Source organism: Spirosoma knui, assembly GCF_054780635.1.
This window is the reverse complement of the sequence record NZ_BAAGVY010000017.1, coordinates 53,976-78,193: the sequence shown is the minus strand read 5'-3', so window position 1 is coordinate 78,193 and position 24,218 is coordinate 53,976. Positions and strand designations below refer to the sequence as shown.

23 protein-coding genes are annotated in these 24,218 nt (G+C 51.6%); 9 read left to right on the top strand and 14 right to left on the bottom strand.

Features of this window, described 5'->3' with window-relative positions:
* Positions 1–162: 162 nt before the first annotated feature.
* Both ACYVIY_RS25935 and ACYVIY_RS25930 read right to left on the bottom strand, forming a co-directional pair.
* Positions 163–1,659: a flavin-containing monooxygenase gene (locus ACYVIY_RS25935; RefSeq protein ID WP_460979461.1), complete on the bottom strand. Its 1,497-nt coding sequence runs from the start codon at positions 1,657–1,659 to the stop codon at positions 163–165.
* A gap of 69 nt (positions 1,660–1,728) precedes the next feature.
* Entirely contained in the window at positions 1,729–3,024 is a 1,296-nt protein-coding gene (locus ACYVIY_RS25930) for an NAD(P)/FAD-dependent oxidoreductase (RefSeq protein WP_460979460.1), read from the bottom strand.
* Positions 3,025–3,247: 223 nt separating this feature from the next.
* Between ACYVIY_RS25930 and ACYVIY_RS25925 the strand changes: the two genes are divergently transcribed.
* The 7 genes from ACYVIY_RS25925 (at position 3,248) to ACYVIY_RS25895 (ending at position 9,272) form a co-directional block, all read left to right on the top strand.
* The gene (locus ACYVIY_RS25925) at positions 3,248–3,862 is read left to right on the top strand and encodes an anthranilate synthase component II (RefSeq protein WP_460979459.1); all 615 of its coding nucleotides are present in this window, start codon (positions 3,248–3,250) and stop codon (positions 3,860–3,862) included.
* Positions 3,859–4,635, top strand: coding sequence for an alpha/beta fold hydrolase (locus ACYVIY_RS25920; protein WP_460979458.1), 777 nt, complete (start codon positions 3,859–3,861; stop codon positions 4,633–4,635). The genes ACYVIY_RS25925 and ACYVIY_RS25920 overlap by 4 nt, the downstream gene beginning before the upstream one ends.
* Positions 4,636–4,790: 155 nt before the next feature.
* Positions 4,791–5,459: a CBS domain-containing protein gene (locus tag ACYVIY_RS25915; RefSeq protein ID WP_460979457.1), complete on the top strand. Its 669-nt coding sequence runs from the start codon at positions 4,791–4,793 to the stop codon at positions 5,457–5,459.
* 80 nt (positions 5,460–5,539) lie between these two features.
* Entirely contained in the window at positions 5,540–6,415 is an 876-nt protein-coding gene (locus ACYVIY_RS25910; protein ID WP_460979456.1) for an NAD kinase, read from the top strand.
* 187 nt (positions 6,416–6,602) lie between these two features.
* Positions 6,603–7,598: a DUF6089 family protein gene (locus ACYVIY_RS25905; RefSeq protein WP_460979455.1), complete on the top strand. Its 996-nt coding sequence runs from the start codon at positions 6,603–6,605 to the stop codon at positions 7,596–7,598.
* A 71-nt stretch (positions 7,599–7,669) separates the two neighbouring features.
* Positions 7,670–8,341, top strand: a complete 672-nt coding sequence (gene porG / locus ACYVIY_RS25900; RefSeq protein ID WP_460979453.1) for a type IX secretion system protein PorG — start codon at positions 7,670–7,672, stop codon at positions 8,339–8,341.
* Positions 8,342–8,480: 139 nt separating this feature from the next.
* On the top strand, positions 8,481–9,272 hold the full coding sequence (locus ACYVIY_RS25895) for a M23 family metallopeptidase (protein WP_460979452.1): 792 nt from the start codon (positions 8,481–8,483) through the stop codon (positions 9,270–9,272).
* A gap of 105 nt (positions 9,273–9,377) precedes the next feature.
* Here ACYVIY_RS25895 and ACYVIY_RS25890 read toward each other — a convergent pair whose 3' ends face one another.
* The 3 genes from ACYVIY_RS25890 to ACYVIY_RS25880 all read right to left on the bottom strand — a co-directional run bounded on the left by ACYVIY_RS25890 (position 9,378) and on the right by ACYVIY_RS25880 (position 11,703).
* Positions 9,378–9,584: a hypothetical protein gene (locus ACYVIY_RS25890; protein ID WP_381526455.1), complete on the bottom strand. Its 207-nt coding sequence runs from the start codon at positions 9,582–9,584 to the stop codon at positions 9,378–9,380.
* A gap of 4 nt (positions 9,585–9,588) precedes the next feature.
* Positions 9,589–11,097, bottom strand: coding sequence for a CCA tRNA nucleotidyltransferase (locus ACYVIY_RS25885; RefSeq protein WP_460979451.1), 1,509 nt, complete (start codon positions 11,095–11,097; stop codon positions 9,589–9,591).
* Positions 11,098–11,160: 63 nt separating this feature from the next.
* Positions 11,161–11,703 (bottom strand): L-threonylcarbamoyladenylate synthase, encoded by a 543-nt coding sequence (locus ACYVIY_RS25880; protein WP_460979450.1) that lies wholly within the window; start codon positions 11,701–11,703, stop codon positions 11,161–11,163.
* Positions 11,704–11,873: 170 nt separating this feature from the next.
* Here ACYVIY_RS25880 and ACYVIY_RS25875 point away from each other — a divergent pair, with 170 nt between their 5' ends.
* Together ACYVIY_RS25875 and ACYVIY_RS25870 are read left to right on the top strand one after the other, a co-directional pair.
* Positions 11,874–12,995 carry an AI-2E family transporter gene (locus tag ACYVIY_RS25875; RefSeq protein ID WP_460979449.1) on the top strand — a complete coding sequence of 374 codons (1,122 nt, stop codon included), beginning with the start codon at positions 11,874–11,876 and terminating at the stop codon, positions 12,993–12,995.
* Positions 12,996–13,295: 300 nt separating this feature from the next.
* Complete coding sequence (locus ACYVIY_RS25870) at positions 13,296–13,772, top strand: GNAT family N-acetyltransferase (RefSeq protein WP_460979448.1); 477 nt, start codon at positions 13,296–13,298, stop codon at positions 13,770–13,772.
* A gap of 256 nt (positions 13,773–14,028) precedes the next feature.
* Here the strand turns inward: ACYVIY_RS25870 and ACYVIY_RS25865 are convergent, their stop codons facing one another.
* The 9 genes from ACYVIY_RS25865 to ACYVIY_RS25825 form a co-directional block, all read right to left on the bottom strand.
* Positions 14,029–14,256, bottom strand: coding sequence for a hypothetical protein (locus ACYVIY_RS25865; protein WP_460979447.1), 228 nt, complete (start codon positions 14,254–14,256; stop codon positions 14,029–14,031).
* A 44-nt stretch (positions 14,257–14,300) separates the two neighbouring features.
* The gene (locus ACYVIY_RS25860) at positions 14,301–15,074 is read right to left on the bottom strand and encodes a DUF5958 family protein (protein ID WP_460979446.1); all 774 of its coding nucleotides are present in this window, start codon (positions 15,072–15,074) and stop codon (positions 14,301–14,303) included.
* Between the two features lie 308 nt (positions 15,075–15,382).
* Complete coding sequence (locus ACYVIY_RS25855) at positions 15,383–18,622, bottom strand: FG-GAP-like repeat-containing protein (protein WP_460979445.1); 3,240 nt, start codon at positions 18,620–18,622, stop codon at positions 15,383–15,385.
* 23 nt (positions 18,623–18,645) lie between these two features.
* Entirely contained in the window at positions 18,646–19,344 is a 699-nt protein-coding gene (locus ACYVIY_RS25850; RefSeq protein ID WP_460979485.1) for an FG-GAP repeat domain-containing protein, read from the bottom strand.
* A gap of 43 nt (positions 19,345–19,387) precedes the next feature.
* Positions 19,388–19,561, bottom strand: coding sequence for a hypothetical protein (locus ACYVIY_RS25845; protein ID WP_460979444.1), 174 nt, complete (start codon positions 19,559–19,561; stop codon positions 19,388–19,390).
* Positions 19,562–19,757: 196 nt separating this feature from the next.
* A complete protein-coding gene (locus ACYVIY_RS25840) occupies positions 19,758–21,497 on the bottom strand; it encodes a tetratricopeptide repeat protein (RefSeq protein ID WP_460979443.1) in 1,740 nt (579 codons plus the stop codon).
* Positions 21,498–21,779: 282 nt separating this feature from the next.
* Positions 21,780–22,154 carry a DUF3471 domain-containing protein gene (locus tag ACYVIY_RS25835; protein WP_460979442.1) on the bottom strand — a complete coding sequence of 125 codons (375 nt, stop codon included), beginning with the start codon at positions 22,152–22,154 and terminating at the stop codon, positions 21,780–21,782.
* A 70-nt stretch (positions 22,155–22,224) separates the two neighbouring features.
* Positions 22,225–23,073, bottom strand: a complete 849-nt coding sequence (locus ACYVIY_RS25830) for a ThuA domain-containing protein (RefSeq protein WP_460979441.1) — start codon at positions 23,071–23,073, stop codon at positions 22,225–22,227.
* A 90-nt stretch (positions 23,074–23,163) separates the two neighbouring features.
* On the bottom strand, positions 23,164–24,204 hold the full coding sequence (locus tag ACYVIY_RS25825; RefSeq protein ID WP_460979439.1) for a sugar phosphate isomerase/epimerase family protein: 1,041 nt from the start codon (positions 24,202–24,204) through the stop codon (positions 23,164–23,166).
* Positions 24,205–24,218: the final 14 nt, after the last annotated feature.

Here is a 24,218-nt window from a genome sequence, read left to right as displayed (position 1 = left end):
AAGTTTAACGGGGATACGCTGTACTTCGTGGTCTTAACTCAGAAAAGATCGGATAGCGTCTATTTTTCGCCAACTCTTTATAAAGTGAGAAGCTGATTATGACCTTGTTCAACTCCTAGAATTTTTAATAGAAAGAAACGTAAAGAGCACATTTGTAATAGCTCATGTATGCGCTAAAGATGGCTCTCGATTTACGGATCGGACAATCTCGTAATCGGCTGGATTAACCCGGCGCGTGACGTTGCGGTAGGTAACTGTGAGGGCGGGCCAGATCGTCGTGTTTTTACCCTGGGCGTTCAGGTACCAGCTCTGGCAGCCCGATGCCCATACGGTACTCGTCAGCTTTTGCTGGATGGTTTTATTGTAGCTTTCCTGGGCTTCGGGTCTGACATCTAGAAATGCGCCCTCTCCAGCCTTATTCAGTAGTCGTAAATAATCGAGCACATAATTAACCTGCGATTCGATCATGTGCACGATAGAATTGTGCCCTAACCCTGTATTCGGACCAACCAGAAACAGCAGGTTCGGATAGCCCGAAACCGTCAGGCCGTAATGCGCTTGTGCTCCCGTTTTCTGCCACTCATCGAAGAGATTTCGCCCGTTGCGGCCGATGATGTGCAGATCGCAGATGATGTCCGCAGCCACAAAACCCGTGCTAAAAATGATAACATCGGCCGGGCGCTCGGTCCCGTCGTTGGTGGTGATCGAGGTAGGCCCTACGGTGGCAATGGGTTCCGTTACCAGCTCGACATTGGGGCGGGTCAAGGCTGGGTAGTAATCATCTGAAACTAAGACTCGTTTGCAGCCTAACTTATAATTCGGTGTTGCTTTCCGACGGAGTTCGGGATCGCTGATCGACCGCTCCAGGTGTTTGAGGGCCAGTTTAGTCCCTACCTTACTGAACGTTTCATTGCCCAAAAACGACAGACCACGGAGTTCGTTTCCCCAGTAGATAAACGAGCGATACAATTTCTGAGCGAGCGGAATCCGTTGAAACAGGCGTTGTTCAACCGGCGATACTGCCCGGTCGAGCCGGGGCGTTACGTAGGGGGCGGTACGTTGGTACACCGTGAGTCGGGCCACTTTCGGCGCAATCTGCGGGATGATCTGGATGGCACTGGCCCCCGTGCCGATCACCGCGACGTGCTTGTTGGCTAAGTCATAGCTATGATCCCAGTTGGCGGAGTGAAACTGGCGACCCGAGAAGGAATCAAGCCCGTTGAAGGTAGGGATACTCGGGCGGTTGAGCGGGCCTATAGCGCCAATAACGACGCGGGCCGTCAGTTGGTTGCCCGTGCGATCGGTAAGCGTCCAGTATCCACCAACCTCTGAAAATTCCGTACGGATGATTTCAGTATTGTAGCGGATATGCGGCTTCAGCGCATACGTATCGACAACATTTCTGAGGTAAGCTAAAATCTCGGGCTGGGCCGAGTACGTTCGCGACCAGGTTGGATTTTGCGCGAACGAAAGCGAATACAAATGCGACGGCACATCGCAGGCGCAGCCTGGATACACGTTGTCGCGCCAAGTGCCACCGACTTCACTGGCGCGCTCAAACACGACAAACGAAACCTTGCCCTGCTGTTTCAGCCGAACGGCTGCCCCAAGTCCGGCGAAGCCAGCTCCGATAATGGCTACGTCAATAGCTGCTTTCATACGTTGATGTGGGTTAGTCAACAAACAAATTTAACGTAAAATCAACGGGCTTTTGTGTCTGAGTTGTGGCTAAACCGCTAGTTGCTGCCGGATTAATTCGGCTACTTCGCGGCCCGTTTTCATAGCCGCATTGAGCGATGGGTAAGCCGTTTGATCGCCACACTGATATAGGTTCTCGGAACGTTTCAGCGGCTGGTGAACGGCATTAGGGCCGTAGGCGGGAAGCGCCTGCGGCAGATGATACGTTCGGAGGTGCCGCCACTGTTTTACGTCCTCGCCAAACCAACCGGTCAACTCGCGCTGAATCCGCTCCGTCAGGGCATCTTCATCTACCGTTTCCAGCCCTTGTGTGCTGACCGAAACCAGCGATTGTGGGGCCGAAGCGAGCGTGTTCACTGCTGCGTATTCGGGCGCTACGTCGTTCATAATGGCCAGGTTGTGCACTGCTGAACTCCGCTGCGGATTCAGCATGAGCAGTCGTTGCTGGGAAGCCGGCAGGGGAATGCCAGTGGGGGCCGCAAAATACGTACAGGTGGTGTGGTTGAAGGCGGGCAGGGCGGGGGCCGGAGCACCGGTCAGCCGAGCCGCCTGTGCCGCATCGACTGCTAACACCACCGCGCGCCCGGTGAATGTTTCGCCCGTGTCGAGTTCAACCCGATTACCATCGATTCGCTTAACCACTGAATTTAAGCGAATCTGGTTTGGATCAAGTCGGCTGGCCAGTTGAGCCGGAATGGCCGACATACCAGAAGCCGGTACGGCCGCATCGCCGATGAAAAACATCCGAAAGCAAAACTCGAAGAAATTACTCGACGTACTGAGCGCATCTTCCAGAAAAACACCCCCGAAAAAAGGGCGGAAAAACTGCTCAATCATCCGTTCCGAAAAGCCGATTTCGTGCAGGAAGGCGAGCGTAGTGGTTGGCGTTTGCTGAAACAATTCGTCGAGAGATACCTGCTGCGTTCGGCGTAGCAACGTAACGATACGTAGTTTATCGCCCAGCGTTCCAACGGGTGAGGTGAGTGTTTGGAAGACAGCGCTGGGTTCCTGAACCGGATTCAGCAACGTCATCCACGGCGCCGAGCTGTCTGATCGATGGTCGCGGATGAGCGCGCCCGATCGAAATGCCCGCAAATCGAGCGCAGCATAGTTTAACAGTCGCTGCGCTTCGGGATACGCCGTCAGCAGAATCTGAAAACCCCGATCAAGCCGAAAGCCGTCGACAGTATCCGTTCGAACCCGTCCTCCTACACCATCGCTGGCTTCGAGAACCAGCGCGTTGATACCGGCTTGCTTTAAATATACAGCACAAGTCAGGCCGGCCATACCGGCCCCAACGATAATTACGGGTGAATCGGTGGACATAAAACAGAAGGAATGAATCCAAGATAACGAACGCCAAAGTTACATGCTATGTGGGCCGATACACAGTTCAGAGATTTATTAGGATAGTATTTTTTTGATAAAAATTAAATAATTCCAATATTGATAAAGGTTAAGCTATTGATAGTCAGAGATTATATAATATTAACCATTTATTTTTCTTAGAAATTGTTAATTTTGGCGCGTTCCTTTTTGTTAGCTGGTCATGGACCTACTGGTTGTTGACAACTTCGATTCGTTCACCTATATGCTCGTGGATTATCTGCGACAAGCAGGCGTGAATTGCCGGGTTGTTCGAAACAACGAACCCTTAGATCGGTTGTGCCTGCGAGGGATGGACGGGGTGGTGCTTTCGCCCGGACCGGGAACCCCACTCGCGGCCGGACGGCTCTCCGATGTTATCCAGTATTATCATCAGCGTGTACCGATGCTCGGCGTTTGTCTGGGGCACCAGGCGCTGGGTGAGTTTTTCGGAGCGAAGCTGACGAAAGCCGGTCAGCCGATGCACGGAAAGACGTCCAGCATCAGAACGCTCACCGACGATCTGCTCTGGAGTGGGCTGCCGGGCGAATTTACCGTAACGCGCTACCACTCGTTACTGCTGACGGACTTGCCCGATACGTTAGTGGGTTTAGCCGTTACCGATCAGGGCGAGCTGATGGCGTTACGTCATCGGACGTTGCCGATCTGGGGCGTTCAATTTCACCCTGAAGCAGCCCTGACGGAACACGGATTACATATGTTGAAGAACTGGATTGCGTTTACGTTGTTAAGCAGTAGGAAGGCTAACACCTCATCATTAACTGTAGAATACCTATGAATTACCAGATCCGCGAAGAAGCAGGTTTCCGCTACGTCGACGAAGGAGAAGGCGAAGTGTTTTTATTGCTGCACGGTCTGTTTGGTGCCCTGAGCAACTGGGACAGCGTTATCAATACGTTCGCTAACCGGTACCGGGTCGTTATTCCACTGCTTCCAATCTACGAGATGCCCATCCGGCAGGCGAGTCTGGAAGGGTTAGTGGCGTTTATTGAAAAATTCGTCGCTCAGAAATCGCTGACAGACATGACCTTACTCGGTAATTCACTGGGTGGTCACCTGGCGATTCTGTATACATTCAAGCACCCCGAACAGGTTCGGCGGCTCGTTCTGACCGGTAGCTCTGGCTTGTTTGAGAACGGTATGGGCGGCTCGTTTCCCAAACGGGGAAGCTATGATTACATCGCGGAACGGGTGGCGTATACCTTCTACGATCCCAAGGTGGCCTCTAAAGAACTCATTGACGAAGTTTTCGAGATCACGAGCAGCATTCCCAAATGCATGAGTATCGTTGGTATTGCCAAATCGGCCCAGCGCAACAACGTAGCGAAAGACTTACACCAGATTCAGGTGCCAACGCTGCTTGTCTGGGGGCTGAACGATACCATCACGCCCGCCGAAGTGGGGCACGAGTTCAACCGGCTGATCGCACACTCAGAACTCTTTTTTATCGATAAGTGCTGCCATGCGCCCATGATGGAGTGTCCGAACCGGTTCAATGAATTACTAGGAGATTGGCTCGTGCGCCATCCGCTGGGCGAGTTAGTCGCCTGATTCGGGTAAGGCGAAGTTGAGTTTGAGCCGGGCGAAACCTTTTACTTATACAGCCGATTTTTCGAATAGACATCAAGCTTTTTCGCTAAGTTTTGGAAACTATGGCAGAATTTCACTAGTTTTCTGCCGTACAGTTTTCGTAAATATTCATTAGTATGCTGGCTGCCGAACTCATAGACCCAATGCTTCCGGCTCTGAAGTCGACCGACTCTGTTGGGCAGGCGTTGGATTGGATGCAGGAACACCACGTCAGCCAACTCGTACTGACCGATCAGGGCGGTTATCGGGGCGTGGTTAGTGAAGAACTCTTGATGGATGTTTCGGACGACGAACGTCCGTTGGGTGACATTATGCGCCTGTTCGAGCAGACGTATGCGTACGAAGATCAGCACCTGTTTGAGGTGCTTGGATTGATTATTCAGCACCAGATGGCGGTTGTCGCTGTGCTCACCGAAGGGCAGGAATTTCTCGGCACCATCTCGGCCGGTGAACTGCTCAAACAGTTCGCTCAGGAGCTTGGCGTGCAGGAAGCCGGGGCAATCTTAATCCTGAATATCAACGAGCGGGATTATTCAATGGCCGAAATCAGCCGGCTTATCGAGTCGAACAACGTAAAGGTCATCAGCAGTTATTTTTCCAGCGCAGCGTACGGGATGCCCGACCGCTCACGGCTGACTCTTAAACTAAACCGGCGGGACATTGCGCCGGTCATTTCAACGTTGGAGCGATTTGGGTACCAGATCGAAGCTGCTTTTGCCAACGCACCCGTTGAAAGCATCGATCAGGAGCGGCTCGACTCCTTACTTCGCTATCTCAATACGTAGTGGATGGGGCTGGCTCGTTCTACGAAGGCTGACTACTATTCACGAACCGCGCAAGCGGTTCTGCACTAACTTTAAATCGCATGAAAATTGCCATTCACGGGCGTAACTTCCCCGAATCGGCTCGGCCGTATATACAGTCTATGTTTGAAGAACTGGCGAAACGGCAGGCTGAGGTAATCATCTCAGCTGGCTACCGGGAGTTTCTGGATGCGGCTGGCGTCGCTCACTACAGCGACGCCACCTACACAGTTGAGCAAGGCGTCGATAATGCCGACTTTATTTTTAGCCTGGGGGGGGATGGTACCCTGCTCGATGCCGTTACGCACGTTGGAGCTCACCAAATTCCTATTATTGGGATTAATATCGGGCGTTTAGGCTTTCTTGCTACGGTAGCACCTGCCTCCGTGCGGCTCATGATCGATGCGCTCTTCAATGAGCAGTACAGTATTGACGAGCGAACGCTGGTCAGTGTGCGTTCCAACCAGGATATTTTTGGGGAGCTGCCGTTTGGTCTGAATGACTTTACCATCACGCGTACGCAAACGTCGTCGATGATTACGGTACATACGTACCTAGATGGGGAGTTCCTGAATTCGTACTGGGCCGACGGCCTGATTATCTCAACGCCTTCGGGCTCGACGGGCTATTCACTTAGCTGCGGAGGCCCCGTACTACTGCCCCAAACGAACAATTTTATTATCACCCCTATTAGTCCGCATAATCTGAATGTTCGGCCCATGATTGTCATGGACAGCTGTCAACTGGCGTTCGAGGTTGAAAGCCGCAGCGGTAATTTTCTGGCCGCGCTGGATTCCCGCTCCTTCACCGTCGATACGTCCGTACGTATCAGTGTTCAGAAAGAAGCGTTTAAAGCCCGCTTGATTAAGCTGCGGGACGATAATTTCCTGAATACGCTCCGTAGCAAACTGAACTGGGGCTGGGACATCCGCAACTGAGTCCAACAATCCAGTCCGGTTTGGCCTCGTTCCGTAGCATCGGATAGTTATATTATTTCGGGTTCATTCGGCCTGAATTGGGTCTATGGCATAATTTTTAATGCATATTGCCAATAAAAGCCGCGCAGTTGCCGTTTCGGAATTGGCTGGCTTACCAGTTCACGGTTGATTCACGTATTTCGTCCATATGAAGACATGTAAGATTTTAGCAGCGGGGGCAGCAACCCTTTGTCTGCTAGGGGGCCAGATTACCGATAGTTTGGCGCAGCGACGGCCAAACACACGGTTTGCGCCTTATTCATCCGTTACCTTCGGTGTCGGTACGTCTACTTACCTGGGTGATCTGGCCGGTTATCGTCAGCCGCTCAGAACGTTGACTACCTTGCCCCGTTGGAATGTCGGCCTTGGCTACACCCGGCAGTTTACGCCCCATTTTGCGGCCCGCGCTATGTTTACCTGGGCCCGGATCACCGGTGACGACTATACTTTCAACAAGAACAACATCGAGAAAAACCTGGTCCAGTACGCTCGGAACTTACACTTTCGGAATGACCTGAAAGAATTTGCTCTGACTGGTATCTATAACTTCATTGAGGACGGACGAAACTCGAATGCCCGCGCGAAATTTACACCATATCTGTTTGGCGGCCTCGCCGTGGTTGCGCACAGTCCTGAGGCCCGCACGCCCGCTGACGCGGCTAGTGGTGATGACCGTCAGTGGGTAAAGCTTCAGCCTCTGCACACGGAAGGTCAGGGACAGCCTGGCCGTGATAAGCCGTATTCGCTGGTTACGGTGGCCATACCGGTCGGCTTCGGCGTACGTTACGCCTTAAATCAAAACTTTAACGTCGGCGTTGAGATCGGCTATCGGTATACCTTCACCGATTACCTGGACGATGTCGGTTCTGGAAGCTACCCCGACCCGGCCACGCTCGAAGGACTGGCAACTGTAATGTCCAATCGTCGCTTTGAAGAAGTGGCGGCCCGGAAGAACGAACCCGGCCGGTACCAAAAGCTCGCCGATCTCTTTCAGTCACGCCCGGATCTGCAGGGGTCAATACAAAATGCATTAGAGACACCCGTTCGTGGCGGAGACAATATTCTGCCTGATGGGTATTTATTGACGAATTTCTCGATTCATTACATCATACCGAGTAAAATCAAGTGCCCGCCTATTAAGTAGATCACTTGTATCGCTGCTGGCCGTACAGTTGGTATCGTCAGCAATGGGACATAGGGTGACTACGGTATTTTATGCAGAACCAATCATGTGTAATAGCCCGACTGCTTCTAGTCGGGCTTTTTATCAGTTTCAGTGCACAGGCGCAGAAAATTGAGGTCGGTGGTGGGCTGGGCGGAATGCTCTACAAAGGAGACGTACTGCCTGCGCTAAATCCGCTTTACTACGGTCCGGCCGCCGGTTTGTTTTTTCGGTACAATGCGTCACGTTCGTTCTCCATTCGGGCGGGTATGGCAACCGGCGTGTTGCGTGGCGAGGACCGGGCTAGTAATGATCCGCTGCGGCAGGCGCGTAACTACGCCTTTCGGACTACGTTAGGCGAGGCCACTGTCGATCTTGAATACAACTTTTTGAACTATAAACTACAGCCTAAAGCCCGCAACTGGACTCCCTATGTGTTTGCTGGCGTTGGCTTATCGAACTTCAAGAACTCGGTTATTAAGGCCCGCGGTATTCTGAATTTTCCGTTAGGGATTGGGGTAAAATACGAAATCAACCGCCCCTGGAGTGTTGGCCTGGAGTTTGGCACCCGCTTTACCCGCAATGATTACCTGGATGGCTTGGGTGAGCGTACGTTTGGCGTAACCACAAACAAACTTGCTCAGGGGAATCCTGCTCTCAGCGACAGCTATACGTACACCGCCATAACGCTCAGCTACACGTTTTATCGCATCGTGTGCCCGTAGCGGGTTAGTTCTCCTGAACGTATTAAAAAAAATTAGGCGCTGCTGTCTGAGTTAAAGGCATACGCTACTCATCCTACTTTGTGTATTTTTGGGGCTTAACCTGGGAAGATAAGTAGTGAAGATTGACGTAACTTCGTTCATGCGTGTAGTAGGTATCGTGGGTGCATTTTTGGTGGGAAGTCTGAATATGGCTTCGTCACAGGTCGTCATCAGTAACTCGACGGAGCCGACGCTATATACGTACTGCCAGCGATTTCAAACGTTGTATACGCAGATCAGAGAGCAGCGCGTTACGCCCGACTCGGCCCGGATGGAATTCAGTGCCATCATGCGCGGTTTGCAGGAGCGCTTCCGGAGTGACGAAAGCTACCGACAAGATTCGCTGCAACGGGATAGCCTCCGCCGAACGGGGCGGTATTTTGCGTTTCCCATTCGAGGTTATACCCCCAGCGCTATAGGCGGAACTCACGGTGAAGGCTATCGAGGCACGGGTTTCGATTTGTTTGACTACGCCGTTCGGGGGAGCCACCCCGCCCAGGATATTTTCATCACCGACCGCAATCAGGATATTGCCGACGACCGTACTGGCAGACCCGTTGATATTCTGGCCATGAGCAGCGGGCTGGTAATCGGTATCGAAACTGCCTGGCAACCCGGTTCAGAATACCGGGGCGGCAACTGGATTTGGGTATATGACCCGACGCTTCATGGCTTGTTCTATTACGCTCACAACAGCCAGGTCGACGTAGCGCCGGGGCAATGGGTACAGGCCGGGGAGAAGCTGGCCGAAATGGGACGTACAGGCTACAACGCCTATAAAACCCGCTCACCGACGCACCTCCATCTGATGTATCTCCAGATTAAGCCCGATGGGTTGCCGCAGCCACTCAATACGTACGAATGGCTGCTCACCGCCCGCCTGTCGAAGTGAGTTATAGAATTTAGAGTTGTAAAGTTGTAGGGTTACAAAGTTATAAAGTTGGCTTACGCTTCATTGGCTATATAACTTCATAACTACACAACCTTTTAACTCTGGTTATGATTCGCGGACAAGATTGACGCCGGTTATGAGGAAGATCATACCGACGATGAATGGAGCGGCCGCTTCGCCTTTCGACACGCTCATCCCTAGTACCGGCTTGCCGTCCGACAGGAACGCTACTAACGCAAATAGAACTACAACTACGCCCAGGATGGTGAGCGATGCGCCGAAGAAGCGCCGAAAATTGGTATTATTCTCCATGTATTCAGTTAGACAGATGTTCGTTTTCGACGGAAGCAGCTTGAAGGCTACTTAATTCGTTTAGATTTTTTGATACCGCCAGCCCTCGTTTTTTGCCTTCTTCAACCAAAAACGGATAGGCTTCTTCGAGGCTATTTGGCACTATACCGTCCAGGATAGCTTCCCGCACTACTGTTTTAAGTTCGCCTACTTCTTTAGAGGGGGGCAGATTAAACGCTGCCATAATCAATTCACCGGTGATAACCGGTTGGAAGCTGCGCAGTTTGTCGCGCTCTTCCAGATCGTGAAGTTTACGTTCAACCTTATCGAAATTGCGCAGGTGTTTCTGCACCTTTTCGTAGTTTTTCGAGGTGATGTCGGCGCGGCAGAGTGCCATGAGGCCGTCCAGATCGTCGCCTGCATCGACCAGCAGCCGACGCAGGGCTGAGTCGGTAATCTGCTCCTTGGTCAGGGCAATCGGACGAAGGTGCAGCCGGACGAGCTTCTGCACAAACCGCATGTGTTCGTTCAGGGGAAGCTTCATGGTTCGGAAAATGCCCGGTACCCAGCGAGCCCCCAAGTCTTCGTGGCCATGAAACGTCCAGCCTACTTTCTGGTCGAACCGTTTCGTGGCGGGTTTGGCAATATCGTGCAGCAACGCGGCCCAGCGTAGCCAAAGCTCATTCGCGCGCAGCACGGGCGACTGACTGCTGCGGTTGGCAATGTTATCGAGTACCTGAAGGGTGTGGTAAAAATTGTCTTTGTGCCCTTTTCCTTCGATCGTTTCCACGCCTTTAAGTGCCACTAGTTCAGGGAAAATTCGTTCCAGCAAGCCAGCATGGTAAAGCAGCTTGAATCCGTACGAAGGCGTGGGCGAAAGAATCGTTTTGTTTAACTCGTCGGTGATACGTTCCCGCGACACAATGGTGATGCGTTCGTTCATGCGCACGATGGCGTCGAACGTATCGGGCTCAATATCAAAGTTAAGCTGCGACGCAAAGCGAATCGCCCGCATCATCCGCAGCGGATCGTCAGAAAACGTAACGTCGGGGTCGAGCGGGGTCCGAATGATTTTTCGTTTGAGGTCCTTCAAACCGTCGAAGGGATCAATCAATTCACCGTACTGACTGGCGTTGAGGCTAATGCTCATGGCGTTGATGGTGAAATCGCGCCGGTTCTGGTCATCTTCCAGCGTACCATCTTCTACGATCGGCTTGCGCGAGTCGCTCCGGTACGATTCTTTACGGGCTCCCACAAACTCAACCTCCCAATCCTGGCCGTTATGTTCAGTCCGAAGCATGGCTGTGCCGAAGTTTGGGAACTGAGCTACGTTGGTACGCAACGCCTTGCCGACGGCCTCCGCCAGCGCAATACCACTTCCAATGCAGACGATGTCTATGTCTTTAGAAGGGCGACCCAGTACCAGATCGCGCACGAACCCACCAATAACGTAGGCTCGTACGCCAAGGGCGTCGGCTTCGTGGGCGATGCGGTCAAAGACTGGATTTTTATGTAAGGTGTCGCTAAAATTCATACATCCTGAGATTCGCCGTTCGTCGATCATAGGCGGGTAGGGCAACAGACCGAAACGGCGAACTTATTTTCTAATAAAACGAACCGTTCCATCCACGCCCAGCCGCATGATTTTCGGCCGTTTAGGCATCGCCGGAAGCGTTCCGAACCGGTTATTGGTAAGATCTTCGAGGGCGGGTGGCCAGATGAGCGATTCGAACGGAATCGTGAGTAACCCCCGACCGAAGCTACCAATCAGTCGCTGAACGTCGCTGCTCAGTGACCGACGTACGGCGACTTCGCCGGTTGACGTACCGCTCATCTGTGCGACGAGAGCCGACAGGTTCTTGCCCTGATCGTACACCACTATCAATGGATTGTCGGCAAACTCAACCAGATCGTAGGCTACATCGGGGACTTTCGTTACGTATAGCCCAAGCTGATCGGTATGCTCAATGAGCACCGTTGGCTGTAAACCCGAGGGCATACTGGTTCGGGCCGTCAACAGGGTTTCGACAGCCGCATCGTTTATCGGATCGGCAGCCAGAGACCAGCCCGTCTCATCGGCCAGGGCAATGAGTTGACCCTGCCGGAGCTGGTAGGCAATATCGCGGATAGTAGGTGTCATGATTAATTAACCCGCAAAAGTACGCCAAGTTTAGCGAAACCGGATGAGTTGGCGCTCAGATGAGGTTAATTCCGGCCGGCATATCCGACGTGTATGATGACGGTAGCCGAAAACGTATAGTTGTAGGCGTTAAAGAATACTGTATTTTGCGATCGGCAAACATCCTCCTTATGAACTCCGAGCAGAGCCGACCGTATCATTATCATCAGTTTTCGCATAGCTTATTATCGCTGGCTATTCTCACCGTTGCCATTTACCTGGGGCAGGATATTCTGGTTCCGCTGGCTATGGCGGGGCTGCTGGCCGTGCTGTTGCGACCAGTAGAAAGCTGGCTACTTCGGCTCGGTATGCATAAGGTCTTTGCCATAAGCCTGGCCTTGTTGCTGGCGATAATCGCGATTGCCGGTGTCACTATTATTTTATCGATGCAGCTGTCTGATTTTACCGATGATCTACCCAAGATCAGGCAACACCTGAACGATTTGTACGACGAAGTTCGGCGCTGGGTTCGTCGGGAATATAATGTCAGCTACCGGCAGCAGGATAGATACATAAAGCAGGCGCAGGCGCAAACGCTGGATACGTTACAGACGGTCAATACGTTAGGTATCATTACCGGACCGCTGGGCACGTTGATTTTACTACCTATCTATGTGTTCCTGCTGCTGTATTACCGGTCGATGCTACTGCACTTTGTGGTCGTGCTTTTCCCCGAAAAGCATACTGCGCGGGTCCGTGAGGTACTCGCTGAAATCAAAGGAGTCATTCAAAGCTACGTAGTAGGTTTACTGATTGAAACGGCTTGCGTAGCGGTGCTCAACTGGGTTGGCCTGCTTTTGTTGGGCGTACAATACGCCTTGTTACTGGGCATTATGGGGGCTATTTTAAACCTGGTGCCTTACATCGGTGGCCTGGTGGCTACGGTGTTGACCGTTGTCATTACCATGAGCTACCAGCCTGATCTGTCGCTGGTGATTGGCGTTATAGGCGTTTTTCTATTCGTGCAGTTCGTTGATAACAATGTACTTGTGCCCCTTATTGTGGCCTCTAAAGTACGTATCAATGCCCTGGTGTCGATTGTGGGTGTGTTGGTTGGGGGCGCGTTGGCGGGGGTGTCGGGTATGTTCCTGTCCATTCCGGCAATTGCGATCATGAAAGTTATTTTCGACCGAGTCGATAGCCTGCGGCCCTGGGGTGTGTTGCTGGGTGACGAAACGCCCGAACAGGCCGGTAGTAACCTGTTTCGCTTACCCCGACGGCGCCGAAAAGCAGTCCCCGAAGAAGGAAAATAATCAGATACTACTGATCCGAAAAAATTAGCAGCTTATGCCAATTTCAGGAAGCTGATGTAAAACCCGACTGTTTACACTAAGCTGCTACTTAATTATGATGACACGGCAATGCCTTGCACCTATGGCGTAGCGTGCGATGAATCAGAACGTTAGCTACCTGTAAACAGCAAGCGTAAGCTAAAAACTACTTGCTTTGTGCATTAAGTAACCGTTCCCTCAAAACATTGTCGTTGTAGACTGGCCAGCGTATATATTTAAGCTCTATCTCAACCGTTCAACGATTCTCTAACAGCCGCTACAATGACGCCCATAGAAGTTGCCCATTTAAGTGATGCAGCCGAGATTCTTTCACTCCAAAAGCAAGTCTATTTAACCGAAGCGCGTTTGCACAATGATTACAATATTCCGCCTTTGCTTCAGTCGATGCAAAGTGTAGAAGACGAGTTTCGGGCCGGTATTGTGTTGAAGCTAGTTAGAGAAGGTCGGATTATTGGGTCAGTACGGGCTTTTCAGCAGGATCAAACCTGCTTTATCAGCAAGCTCATCGTTGATCAGGCTTACCAGAATCAAGGTTTAGGCAGGCAGTTGATCAGCCAGGCCGAACAGCACCATCCTGATGTGCACCGGTTTGAATTATGCGCTGGCCATAAGAGCATTAACAGTGTCTACCTATATCAGCGGCTGGGCTACGAAGAGTTCAACCGGCGTACAGTAAATGAAAAGCTGACTCTAATCTACTTCCAGAAGCATTCCGCCAAAGCCAAAGGAACAAGCTAGTGAACGGCCTGTAAGCTAGGCGCATGTAGGGTATATGAGCAGTATGGGGTAACGTAATAGGTAGTGTAGCAAAACCGCACTAGATTGTCCGCTTGCGTTTCCGGGAAAGATGTCTGGCATACAGGTCCAAAGGCAATGAACATATCGCGCAAATCGTCAGCATCTTGCAAAAGTTAGGTAAACTCCGCTGAGTCGTGGTAGCCAGAACGAGTATGCCCGCACTGCCTATCGCAATTAGCCGACCCACGATGCTGTGCTACTCAAACTGCCTAGCTGCGTTTGGTTTGTAGGCGGCAAGCCCTAGTTGAATGAACAATCCCAGCAGCAACACGCCTAGTTCAATGAGACTAATAACGTGATTGCTGATGGCAGCTACGGCAATGGCTATTACCATGGCATTTAAGACAATGTTCCTATAGAATTCAAAGGAGTATTTCGTCAGTGGTAAGAGAAAAGCCGTAAACGTAGTCGTGTTACGTACCATTAATAGTCAGGTTGGTCTAAATAAGTTTGAGCTGGCAAGTCGACTTATCCCGAGCGAAGATCGGTGTGATACGTTTCGCGCAAATGCCTCTCCACTACGTCCCACACGATTCGATCCGCGGAGTCGAAATCCAACGTATGCCGTTTGATTAGTGCTTTATTCAGTGACTTCGTAAGCACACGAATACCATGCCATTGCTTGTTGTTCGTCAACTCAGTATGCGCCGTCATCACTTCGTCGTAGGTCACGAAGTTAAACTTACCGGGTGTGTCAGGAATGGGTTCGTCGGCTTCGGGCTGTTTAGGCTTATGGCGCTCATTCCACAGCTTGGCTATGCTGTTAAACTCACTTCGGTAGTCGGGGTTTATATAGGTGGCCTCCACCAAATCCTGATGGCGCGTCAGAATCGCCTGAACAACCTCGTTGCTTGACAAGTCCCAATACCACCACTTTATCGATTTATCGAATTCAGATGGAGTAATTCGCTCATAAACAGCTTTAAATACATTCAGCAGCGTTTCATGCGACTTAACGAGACCATTCTCCGACGTATCCAGGACAAACCGAAGGCGTCCTCCCTGGTATGATGATCTTCGGATGAGTTGAGCGCTTGGGTCAGTGGGCATCATGGAAGCATCACTGATGAACTGCTCGGTATCAGCGTCAAAAGGGCCCAAGCGAAAGAGTAAAGACGATACGTCGAATAGCCACATTGCTTTCAACTCTTCGTCCTCCTTATTGAAGCGGCTTACCAGGTCTGCTTCCGACCGGACGCCCTGGGCGAATTGGTAGGCTTGTATTTCCTCTTCCAGGCTCATAATTCGGTTCAATACGTAGCACTTTGTGAAAATAGGACAGAAAATACTTTATCAGGCTGATAAGGTTCCCGCTTTTATTGAAAGGAGTTTAGGAAGAAAATCTATTGTGATAAGCGTTCACTCAAGTTTACTACTTTTGATACGTCAGGATTGGCTCGTAACCAGCCCAGACAATATCAAACGGTGCTGTTTGTATTTGTTTATGGACTGTCTATTTTCAACAATAAAAACACCATCCAACCTGACGAAGCTATGCACAAGGCAGTACGTCGCCAGCTTAGATGGTGCTTTAACTAGGCTCGTAGAGTTTACGGCTTGATTACTTTCACGCGTTGACGTTGAGCGGGCAGATCCGCACTGGCCTCACTGAGAATTTGCAGCAGATAAATACCACTGGTCTGTCCCTGCATGTCCCAGTCAATACGTTGCTCAGCCTGTGACCACTGTTGTTGACGGATAGGCTTACCACTTAGATCAACCAGCTCGACTTGCAACGAGCGACCTTCGGCACCCCGCACTACGGCCAGTAGGCGGTCCTGCTGGATGGGGTTAGGGGCTAGCTCGATCCGTAAGGGTGTCTCCAACTGAGCTACTTCCCGAGCCCGACAGTTAGCGTCTACCGTCAGCCGGTAAGGACCGTAGATTCTGACGGTGCCTGAGCGGTCAGTGACTTTGAGGAAGAAGTTGCCCTGGGTGTTGGTCTGGGCGTTGATCAGCGTCAGGCTGGAGGTAGCCGTACCCCGAAAGAGCTGGGGTGTTTCCATGAGCTTGGGGCTGGTCAGGCTGTTCTTGTACCACTCGTAGCGGATAGGATCACCTTCGGCTACTACGTTAATCACCGCCGTGCCCCCTCTACACACCGTGGGGTTGTTACCGCCTGCTACCGTCGTGGAGGCTGTCGCCGTACAGCCGTTGTCTTGCCGAGTCACCGTCACCGAGTAGACGCCCGCCGTGGTGACCGTAGCGCTATAGCCGTTCCCCTGCTGGTCAGCCCCCTGACTGAACGAGTAGCTGTAGCCAGCCCCGGCTGTTGCGTTGAGCGTGACGCTGGTGTTGGTAAAGGACAAGGGGCCATTGTTTGTCAGGTTCACATTCTCAGGAGCCGCCGTGTTGCTGGTTACCTGGGTAGTCGCCGTAGCTGAACAGCCATTGGCATTGGTGACTGTAACTGAGTAGAGACCATCGTTAGTAACCTTGGCCGTGTTGGGTTGATTAGGTGGAGTATCGCCCCCACTAAAGACAAAGGTAAGGCTGGTAGCAGGAGAAGCCAATAGGGTAACACTGGGCTTAGCGCAGGTGAGAGGACCATCGTTGTCGAGAGTAACGGTTGGCTGGAAATTGATCATTACGGCGATAGGGCTGATCTCCGACGCACAGCCAGCGGGGCTGGTAGCCTGCACGTAGTAGGTACCGCTGCTGGTCACACTGGATGGGTTAGCCAGTGCGGTACTGCCCGTAACATCAGTGAAGAAGGCCAGCCTCGAGCCCGTTACGTTGACCGAGACGGCCGAGTTTAGGTTAACCGTAGCGGGTGCACAGACAGCTGCGGGGTTGGTCACTGTAACCACGGGCCGGGCGTTTACCGTCAGGCTAAAGGCCGAAGAGGTCAGCGAGTTGCAGGCTCCTGTGATAACGACCGAGTAGCTACCGGTGTTAGCCGTAGTCACATTCGGTAATGAGAGCGTAGCGCTGGTCTGGTTGGCTAAAGCCTGTCCGTCTTTGTACCATTGGTAAACTGGACTCGTACCGCTGACGGAAACCATGGCCGTAACAGTAGCTCCTTCACAAACGACCGAGGAACTGGCGGGCTGTTGCGTGATAGCAATGGGGTTGTTGGGCGTGCCCGGAAACTCGACGGCCCCCATGTCAATGCGGTTGTCAACAATGCGGGGGGCACCCACTAGATCGGAAGTAGGGCCATTTGCCGCGATGTAGGCATCATTGCTGCCCGCGTTAATGGCAGGGGCACAGGCATTAAGCGCCACGCTGCTGGCCGACACAAAGGGCGACACTGTTGTTGTGCGGTTGTTGGTGCCCACATAGCCGGTGGCCCCTGCGTTAAAGAGGCTGTAGCTTGCCGTCACACTAGCATCATCGTTGGACAACCCAGGGGTGCCTACGTTGCCCCAAACCACACAGTTAATCAAACTGGTACTGCTATTTCCATTAAGAATCGCCCATCCAGGGGAGGAATTGCCTTGCAAGCTACAGTTGGTCAGACGAGCAGTGCTGCCCGCGTTATAGAGGGCTGAGCCTTGGAAAACAGCCGAATTACCCAGAAAGCTACAGTTGGTCAAGCTGGGACTGCTATCTATATTGTAAATGGCTCCTCCCTGACTAAAGCTTCCAATAGTATAGTTGGCTTCCAGGTTACAATTAGTTAAAATAGGACTACTGTTTTGATTATGAATACCCCCACCCAGACCACCGGCGTTGCCCACCACACTACAGTTGGTGATGGTGGGATTACTGCTTATATTGAGAATACCCCCGCCCCTGTAATCAAACGCATCAGTACCATTGGCGTTACCTCCGGTAATAATAAACCCATCGAGGATAGCTGAGTTTGCCAACCCTGAGTTATTGAAAATGACATGCAGGCTGTTGTCGGCGTTACCTGGCTGGCCGATCTCTCCGCTAAGTATGCTCCCGGATGGATACGTTAGTTGCCGATCGTTGAGATTGTCTTCCCTACCGGCAAAGCCCCCATAGATGGCTACGTTGTTGCGCATCGAAAAGCTAATGCCTCGATTGGTGCCAGTAGTCGGTTTATAGGTGCCCCTAGCTACCCAAATTTCGGTCAGCCTCCCTGAACAGTTATAATTCAGTGCACTTTGTAGGTCGGTAAACGCATCCGTCCACGACAGCCCGGTGTTTGCTCCGTTGGCATCTGCTTTTACATACAGCCGTGTGGGCGGGGTACTGACTGCCAGGTCAAAAGCAGTTGTAGTCAGATTGTTGCAGATACCGGTGATGACCAGGGAGTAGCTACCCGCATCGGTCGTCTGCACATTGGATAAGGTCAGTGTGGCCGAGGTCTGACCGGTTAATAGGGTGTTGTCTTTGTACCACTGGTAGCCGATGACGCTACCCGTTACACTGATGGGTACCGATACGTTAGTCCCCGCACAGACACTGGAACTAGTAGGGGGCTGCTGGGTGATCGCTAGCGGGGCAGCATTCAGCAGTACTGCCACGTCATTGCTAGCTATATTCGCTGTTACAATGTCCAGTCGCCCGTTTCCATCTAAATCGCCCACAGCTACCTCTTGAGGAGTATCTCCTACGACGTAGTGCTGGCTGGTATAGCCACCTGTCGGCTGGGCCAGTAACACCCTTACATTATCGAGACTTTCAATAGTTGTCACAATATCAGGCCGTCCGTCTCCATTTAGATCTCCCAGAGTCACACTGCGAGGACCACCTCCCACGCTATAGCTCTGACTAGCGTAGTTGCCCGTAGGCTGGGTTAGCAGCACTGTCACACTGTTACCAGTAAGATTAGCCGTTATAATATCAGATCGTCCATCTCCATTTAAATCTCCCAACGTTACATCTACAGGCAGAGTATCTACAGTATAGTACTGAGGGGGGCGTAGCTGCCGGTAGGCTCAGATGTCAATATTGTTACGTTATTTTGAAAGTTAGCTGTTACAATGTCCAGCCGACCATCGGCGTTAACATCACCCAGAGCCACAGCAAGAGGAATAGTTCCCAGGTTATAGTCTTGTCTGGTATAGCCACCTGTAGACTGGGCCAGCAGCACGGTTACGCTGTTGCCATTTGCATTAGTGGTTACAATATCTAAGAGCCCATCCTTGTTAACATCGCCTAAGGCCACATCCGAAGGTGTATACCCTACATTGTAATTCTGAAGAGCATAGCCTGTGGACTGGGCCAGCAGCGTCGTTACGTTGCTTGAGGTAGTTGTCACAATGTCCAGCCGACCATCTTTATTCACATCTCCCACAGCTACACTACCAGGTCTTCCTACTGCATAGTCTTGACCGGTGTAGCCGCCACTTGGTTCGGCCAGCAGTACCGTCACGGTGCCGCTATTATCACTGGCTGTCACAATGTCCAGCCGCCCGTCCTTATTCATATCTCCCACAGCTAAAAAGCGAGGCAAAGCTCCTGTTATGTATCGTTGAGCGGGCTGTAAACACTGGGCTTGCAGCTGTAGAGGGAGCGTAAGCAGCCAAAGAGTACACAGCAACCTAGGCCAGCCGCCAGTACGTAAGCAGGCTAGCGTCGCAGCCTCATAAACCATCCGTAGAGAAGAAGTCATCAGTAAGCAGTTAAAGTAAGTTGCCTTAAGGATTAGAAAGTTGGAGTCGCTCCTGTTGCTGATCTAACTGGCGGACCTTGTAGTCATAATACAGCCAGGTGCTGCTTACCAACAAGGCGAATCCTATCAGTAGACTCAGCAGCTGCAGCAGCCAGCGACGCTGTTCCGAAGTAGCTGTCCAGCCCGTAACGTAGCGCATTAGTTCAGCGAGCCCGTTTTAGCAAGAGCCCGTACAAAACAGCGTCGAAAAGGGCTTCCCTGTCAATTTTTGAGCGTAGGCAAAGTGTAGACAACAGGTGTATACCAAGCGTAGACAATCGTCGTAAGTCGCTGATATTGTGTTGAAAGCGGAAACGAGAAAATAGCTGGTAATGACCAGATAAAAGGCCGAACAATCAGAGTTGCCGGATGAGAGTTTCCAGGTTGATGTCGAGCTGGTGCTGGTCGAGCTTGCGACGTAGCCGGTAGCGTGCAGTTCGGATGGTATTCATATTTACACCCAGCATAAAGGCCATCTGTTTGGTGGAGACGCCTAGTTTGAGCAGGGCCAGCAATCGGATCTCAGCCGGAGTCAGATCAGGAAAGCGGTTGTGCAGCGACGCGAAAAAGTCGGGATACACGTCCTCAAGCAAGTGCTTAAACTGCTGCCAGTCGACTTCAGTCAGAATCACCCGATTGAGCAAATTTTCCACGGTAGCCGGGTTCATAGGGTTAGCTGATGACTGAGTTGGTGCGTTACGAGACTGGTTTAGCTCGGCCGATATGGTTTCAATGAGCTGGTTCTTCTGCTGAAGGTTGGCCATATACTGGGTTAGCAGTTGCTGAGCCCGCTGTTGCTCGGCCTCTAGCACCCGTTTTTCCTGCATGCGCTTTTGCTGATTCTGCCAGAGCGCATAGCCCCCCAGCAGGGCTAACAGCACCAGTGCGAGCAGAATGAGGTTACGTACCTGAACAGCATTTGCTTTCTCAGTTTCCAGATTACGCAGATCGCTCAGGTAGCGTTCGGCGTTAGCTTGGGTGTGTGAAGCAGCCAGCAGCCGGGTATTAAACCGGGCCCGTAAGGTATCCTGTAGCTGCAGGGTCGAATCCAGGTATGCCTTGGCCAATCGGTAGTTGCCGGTCTTTTTGTAATACATTGTCCGGGCCTGAACGTACTGGAGATTATATTCAGACCAGACCTGATTGTTGTAAAAGCGGGTCGAGCGGTCAATATAGGTCTTTGCTTTAGCGGCACTGTCGAGCGCAAGCAACGCTTTTGCCAGATAAAGGTCGGTCAGGGCTGCGTTTTCGGGTATAGTCGGCAGGCTCAGGTCATAGGCCTGATAGAGGTAGGGCAGTGCTTGTGGGGCGCACTGACGCAGGAAGAGGATGTGCCCCAGGTTGGTGGTAGCAATGGCGGTGTAAGCCGAGTCACGGTGCGTAATGGCGAGTTGACGGGTTTGCGCGTATAGGCGCTGCGCTTTTGGGTAATTGCCCAGGTGCTGCTGGCAGAGGCCAAGGGTATTCAGAGCGGCTAACCGAGCCCGGACCGTTAGATATGGGTATCGCAGGGAGGCTTCCATGTAGCGGATACAGGTGGCATACTCCCCAAAGAAATAATACCGCCCTCCCAGTCCTGACAAGTATTCACTAATCTCGGGGATGTTTCCGTAGCCAATCTGCTCAAACGTCTGCTGAGCCCGCAGCAGCCAGCGAAAGCCGGCATCAAACCGCTGCCGACCAAATTCGAACCGCCCCCGATAGTACCAGTACGCAGCCTGCACCGCCCGCACCGGACACTGATCCATCAACTCCTGAGCGGCTTCGAACTGAGTCGAGGGCTTACTACGTAGATCGAGTTGCGTATGGCGAAACAGGATTTTCTGCAACTGGATGGACCAGTACAAACGCTCATCATCCTTCTGTTGGGCAAGGGTCGCCAGCCGGTCAAGTTTAGCAAAAAAAGCGGTTGAGTCTCGTTCCTGTGGATAGGGTCGCTGGCGAATCGTGATGAACGGAACGCTCTGCCAGAGTCGAAGTACACGCTGGTCAGGATGGAGTTTAAACAGCGAATCGCCCTGGGCCTGCGCCGTCAGGCTTAGTAGTAACCACCCAAAAAGCAGGCTAAGGCTGGGTTTCCAAAATCTGAGAATCACCTCGTTAATCCAATGGCAGAATAGAGAATTAGCTTCATCGACGTGCGCCAGACGCATACGCAAAGTGAACTCGTCGACAACTCTATAAGCCTAATATACGATTAAATGGGGAACTAGATGCTACTACTAGCCTACAGAGCAGGAAATAGATATCACCGAACAACCAGCGGTCATACAAAAGCTCCCACTGTAGGGCTAGTGGGAGCTTTCGTGATACTTTAGAGTGAAGCATTCATTCTACCTCCAGTCAGGACAAGATCAGTGGTAAAATGAACGTTGGGGTTACGCTTCTTTTTTGCCTTCAAAACTCATGCCCTGCGCATCGAGGGTGATGCTGGTCACTTTTTTGCTTTCATCCCGATTGAACTTCAGCGTGGCCCGGCCATCTGCATCAAACTTGTCGGTAGTATCTTTAATTGGGGTCAGCGGGCCTTCTTCGGTACCCGTATTAACGGTCAGTTTGCCGTCTTTTACGGCGATAGTGAGGTAATCAAAAGGTAGTCCTTCAAATTTATACTTACCCACGTACTGGTTCAGATCGACCGGGTCATCGGTACGTTGCTGGTTCGTTACAGGAGGAGTGCTAATCGCAGGAACGGCAGCATAAACGGCTGACAGAGAAAAAGCACAGGCAAGGGTTAAGGCGAATTTTTTCATGTTAATCGATTTGCTAAAACTGTGGTTAAATAAATTTCTTAAATCTACGGATTATACGCTCACAGTGCGTCTATCGTATGGACCAGTGGAGGGCATTCTCTACCAAACGAACGAAATGGGCGTCCTGCCATACTTCTTTAGAGTGGCCCATAGATGTGTAAAAAGTCTTTCCCTCGCCAACGGACCGATACCAGGCGACTGGGTGGTACTTACCCATCCCAAAGTTTTTATTTTTAATCCACAGCATATTGCCGTTGGGGATGATCTTGTCTCCGTTAATGTAAGAAACGATGTTAACGCCTTTGGGCTGGCCCAGAAAGACGTACCATTCATCTTCATGCATCCACGAAGGAGGCAAATCATGAGTCAGCGTCGAATCGGCGTCCTTTTCCACTTGTACATCCGTTTTCTGCAGGTGGGGGTTAATAGGATGGTGAGAAAATTGGGTACCAAGCAGGTTCGTCTCGTACCAGGGCCAATGATGTGAGTTATCACCGGCTCCGTGAATACCTACCAAAGATCCACCCGCTTCTACGTACTGGCTTAGTGCCTGCTGTTGCTCATCATTGAGCACCCGACCTGTGGAGTTGTTGAAGATAACCGCTTCGAATTGCCGAAGCTGCTCTGGGTTGAAAACGCCCCCTTCCTCCGTTTCGTAAACAAACCAGTTGTTTCGTCGGGCCATTGTCTGAAAAACCGGTTTCGAAGCATCAATGGATTCACCGTGCCGGAAGGCCGTTGTTTTCGAAAATACTAAGATAGCGGGTTGGTTCGGCGGAAAATTGATCGTCGGTTTCTCTGTTTCATACGTTATGGGAAAACCGTTTTGAATCTTGTAAAAGAACACGCCCATGGCCACTGCCAACAGCAAGACAAGCCCAAGAACACTCCAGAGGATGAGTTTACCGATTCTTTTCACGTGATATGAGGTTACAGGTAGGTACGCCGGGTGGAGGTATGTTCTACGGGTTACCGATAGATAGCCCGTAGAACTTGATTGCGCAAATCACTAGGACAGTTCGGTACGTACCCGTTCGAGTAGGGTTTTCGTGGCTTTAATGCCTTCGGCGGTAGGCAGATAACCACCCGTCGGATTGTACATGTTCATCAGACCCCCCTCGTACTCGATGCCCACGTAACCTGTGAACCCGGCATCTTTGATAATCTTGAACATCCGGCGGAAATCCGTTTCGGTTTCGTTGCCGTTGGCATCGAACTTATGCGTTTTGGCACTGATACCTTTGGCGTAGGGCATCATCTTCTTTACACCTTCGTAGCGGTCGTATTCTTTCAGGCACTTCGTCGCCATTATGCCTTTAATGTCGTTGGTTTCGGGTTTGCTACGTTGCCGACAGAAATTGCCGAAATCGGGCAGCAGACCGGCGTTGGGCATGTTCACTTGTTTAAGAATGCCAACCAGCCAGTCGATGTCGGTTGAGTTGCCAAAGTGATTTTCAACGATGACATTAATCTTCTGCTTCGCAGCATATTCGAGCAGCTGATGATAGCCGTCGGCAGCGGCTTTGGCGGCTTCTTCGGCCGGATCGTCAGGGGCACCGGACAGGGCTATAGACGTATCACCCAGATTGACCCGGATGGCCGTGCAGCCTAAATATTTGGCGGCATCCACCCAGGCCTTGTGCGCTTCGACGGCCTGCTTCCGCTTGGTTGCATCCAGATCGGCAATGTTAGCCCCGTCGACCATGATGAGGTTGTTCTTCATACCCAGATCGTTGGTTCGCTGCTTTAACTCCTTCAGGTAGGTCTGGTCGGTGTGCTTGTTGTTGAAAAACATGGATACGTACTCCAGCACATTAATGCCGAACTCGTTTTTGGCCCTAGCTGGAAATTCCATGTTGGTCATTTTACCAGAGAACAGTTCTCCCGCAAATGAGAATTCGGCGAGCGACATATCAAATCGGAACGCCGAAGCGGAAAATTCTTTAGCCGTCATATCGGCGAAGGTTTGAGTTGGTAAAGCAGAGGCAAAGCCCAGACCGGCGGCTGATAAGCCAAGCTGGTTCAGAAATTGACGACGGGATTGGGGCATGATCGTTTGATTTT